This is a genomic window from Moorena sp. SIO3H5 (genome assembly GCF_010692395.1).
Lineage (GTDB): Bacteria > Cyanobacteriota > Cyanobacteriia > Cyanobacteriales > Coleofasciculaceae > Moorena.
The window spans coordinates 1-4,006 of the sequence record NZ_JAAHHS010000551.1 but is presented as its reverse complement, the minus strand read 5'-3'; the positions used below and the strand labels follow the sequence as shown (position 1 = coordinate 4,006).

Annotated in this window: 2 protein-coding genes; both read right to left on the bottom strand. The window is 38.9% G+C overall.

Annotated elements, in window-relative coordinates; genetic code table 11:
- On the bottom strand, nucleotides 1–684 hold a 684-nt coding region (locus tag F6K52_RS33325), incomplete at its 3' end, for a polyketide synthase (protein ID WP_293088951.1).
- Nucleotides 685–686: 2 nt separating this feature from the next.
- Nucleotides 687–4,006, bottom strand: a 3,320-nt coding sequence (locus F6K52_RS33320; protein WP_293088949.1) for an SDR family NAD(P)-dependent oxidoreductase, incomplete at its 5' end; no start/stop codon positions are given.

Below are 4,006 nucleotides of genomic sequence, written 5' to 3'. Positions count from 1 at the left end.
ACACTCTCCTGAACGCAGACTTTGACAAGCCATATGGACTGCAACTAAAGAAGTTGAACAAGCTGTGTCTATTTGTATATTTGGCCCCTGCAAACCCAACAAATAAGAAATACGCCCAACACCCATAGATCGAAGTATACCCAGACCTGAGTAAGCATCTATTGCATCTTGATTTGGCTGTATACTTAGTTGAGCATAGTCATCCGTACAAATGCCCATGAAAACACCAGTTGGGCTATTTCTCAACTTTTGCCATGTTTGTCCAGCATTTTCCAATGCTTCCCAGGTAACTTCCAGAAGCACTCTATATTGTGGATCTAACTTGACTGCTTCTCTTGGGGAAATGCCAAAAAACTGAGGGTCAAATAGATCGACATCTGTGATGAATCCACCCTCTTTGGTATAGCTTTTACCAGGAGTTTTTGGGTCTCGATCGTAGTATGCATTCATATCCCATCGCTGGGGTGGCACTTGTGCAATCGCATCTATGCCATTATGCAACAGATGCCAATATGTAGACTGGTCATTAGCTCCACCAGGAAATCTGCATCCCATACCCACGATAGCTATAGGCTCAGTTTTGGCTTTGTTTGCTGCTTCAAGTCTAGTTTCTACTTCATTAAGAAGTTGAAGCACCTCTTTGGATGAAAATGTTTGCTGTGCTGTTTGAGAAGTATTCTTCATTATTAGTTATTTTCATTTAATAGATTTTGAATTTTTTTGAATTTCTCTGCAATAGTATCTTCTATTTCACCTTGAAATTCTGGTTCTGGCTCTGAAGCATCTAAATCTGACATATCTATATTATTTTTACTTTTACTGTTTTCAAGATCAAATTTATCATTGTTTTCTCTTTCAAAAATTTCTTCGATCAAGTACTCAGTTAAGTCTTGAATATTAGAATATTTAAACAATGTAGCTGCACTAATCGAATAGCCTAAAGTAGCACTTAACATATTTCTCAGTTCAACGGCCATCAAGGAGTCTATTCCCATATCAAAGAATCCTAGCTGTGGTTCTGGAAAGAGAGATTTAGAAAATCCTAGTAGTTTTCCAATTGTTGCTTGAAGATAATTAATTAGAAGTTGGTTGCGTTCACTTTCTGTGGCTTCTGTTAGTTGTGCTAAAAAGTCATTGCTACTCTCTTCTTTTGCTAGTTTTGTTGAAGTAAAAGCTTCTAAAAATGGTGGTTTTATTCCAGCCGATAGTTGTTCGATAAGTTGAGACCAATTTATTGGAGATACTCCTACTTGGGTAATTGACTGTGATAGCAATTCTTCTAGTACCTGTAATCCTTGATTTGGAGCTATATAGCCTATTCCAGTCTTTTTGAGTCGCGTTTGGTGTTGAGTTTCTAGACGAGCAACCATCCCTTCTTGCTCCCAAGCTCCCCAGTTAATACTCAATCCTGGTAATCCCATATATCGACGATAATGGGCTAAGGAATCCATAAAGGCATTGCCGGCAGCATAGTTTCCTTGACCAGGCGAACCAAACAATGATGCTATTGAGGAAAAACAGACAAAGAAGTCTAATGGTATATCTTTGCTGAGTTGATGCAAATGCCAACTCCCTTCCACTTTTGGTGCTATCACCCGAGTAAACTGCTCCCAAGTCATCTGTTGTAATACCCCATCCTCTATAACTCCTGCTGCATGAATTATACCTTTGAGTGGAGGTAATGATGCCTGAATCTGCTTGAATATCTCCGCTACATCTTGTTCCTGAGAAATATCTCCTAACAAAATGGAGATTTTGGTTCCTGCTTGTTTTAACTCCTTAATAATTTCCATTGCCTTTTCTGATGGGCTTCGACGTCCGGTTAACACTAGATGTGTTACCCCATTTTTTGCCATCCATTGAGCGACTTCCAGTCCTAATGCTCCCAAACCACCAGTAATCAAGTAACTACTTTCTGCTTGAAGTGTTACCTGTTGCGGTTGCTCTAGGCCAGACTTTTCTCGTTGGCGTGCTAGTCGAGCTACATAACGTGTTCCCTGACGAATTGCCATCTGGGGTTCATCATCAGGGTGTAACAGTTCCTTGGCTAATGCCTGTAGAGCTTCGGAAGTATCGGAAGTTGGGTCTAAATCAACAAGCCGACATTGTAAATCTGGGTGTTCTTGAGCGATTACCCGGCCTAAACCCCATACAGGTCCTTGCTGTACTTGCAAAATTTGTGGATTCTCTTCTACAGCTTGAGAACCCTGAGTCACCAGCGACAAAGAAACTGGGTATTCCAAATCAGAGACCAATGTTTGAACAAGATGCAGAACACTACCACAACCAATTTTTTGAGCAGTTGTCAAACTCTCAACGGATGTATCAAGACTCCACAGATGAACAACTCCTTCCAGGGTTGGCTGGGCTGTTAAAAGCTCCTGGATTAGCTGTTTAAAGTCTTGTGGATTAATTGGGTTAATTTGGTAGTGCTGCTTGTCTAACTGCTTGTAGTTGGAGCCAGGAAAAACTAGAACACAATTTTTGCTGTGTTCCTCTAAAACTTTTGCTAACTCTTGAGTAGCCAAATTGGCTGTCACAAATAGCAGCCAAGTACCTGGTTCAGCACAATCGCTAGCTGAAATTGATTCCTTATTACTGTTTTCAGAATGTTTCCATTCGAGTTCATAAACCCATTGTTTGATAGCTACTTCTGAGTAACAGAAAGGTCTATCCAGAATTTCTTGGTTCGACTGGTAAACATCCTCTTTTAGTAAAGATTCTTGCTTGCGAGCAGTGAGTAGTACATAGCTTGCTAATCCTTTTTGAAGTAACTTTCCTAGCTGATTGTAGGATTGAAAAGCTGCTTTGATATTCGGATCGATATTTTTCTGAGACAAATCACTCAGAGTTTCTTCAAAGTCAGGGTCGTATAGAAAGTTTGCTATTTCCTGACTGACATCTACAAAGCTAATGAGCTTGAGATTATTTTGGGATAGTTTTTCAGCCCAAAGCTGTTTAGTAATGAAGTAGGAGGAAGTTTCTTCATGATCGATGCTAATATCATCATTGGCAATAAAATCAGCTAATACTAATAATCCTTCTTCTTCAAGATGCCTACTTATATTAGAGAATAAATCATCTTTATTCTTGATATGATGGGCAACTTCAAATCCAAACACCAAATTATAGTTATCAGGAAACTCATCTTTGGAGCTATCTCGATTAAAGATTTTTACTCGATCATGAAGTTGATAACCATTAACTTTATTGGTTGCAAACTTAGCTTTTTCAGCAGAAATTGTATAACCAGTGAGTTGAAGATTTTGGTTGTTTTGGGCGAGTTCTATTAAATCAGAGCCATATCCACAACCAAAATCTAAAACTTTCTCACAAGATGAGAAATCTACTTGTGAAAAACACAACTTTCTTAACTCTCTCTGTGCCTGTTGACAAACAAGATTAAATTTCTCTTGGTCTGTTTCAGTGACTAATTTTAACCAAGAAAAACCAGGAATAGTTTCGGGAAAGATACCAAACTTTAGAAAGTTTAGAGGACTAATTTTTTTGTTCTCATTGCTGACTAATTTTTCCGTGATACTTGTAACTGCATTGTAATAGTCGTGAACTATATTTCCTTTAAAATGAAGATAATTTTGGTGTCGATCGACAAGAAAACCCAATACTTTGGGTAGCAATTTTTGTTCATCTTCTGTTAGTGTTTCAGCCAGACTTAACTCCTTAGTTAGTGCTTCAGTATTCCCTTGATTAATAAGATTGAAAATTGGACTTAATAGACTTTCTGAGAGCATTTTTTCATCTTCGTTTTGATAACTATCTATCCAATAACGCTGTCGCTGAAACGGATAAGTCGGCAATACTACTTTCTGCCTCTTACCATCTCTCTCCATTCCTGACCAGTCTACCTCTGCTCCTTCCACATACAACTTTCCTACACTACACAACATTGACTCCCACTCATCTACTCCCTTTCGCAGTGATGGCAACCACACTCCTTCTCCTGTTGATACACAACTACGTCCCATCCCTAACAGTATTGGTTGCG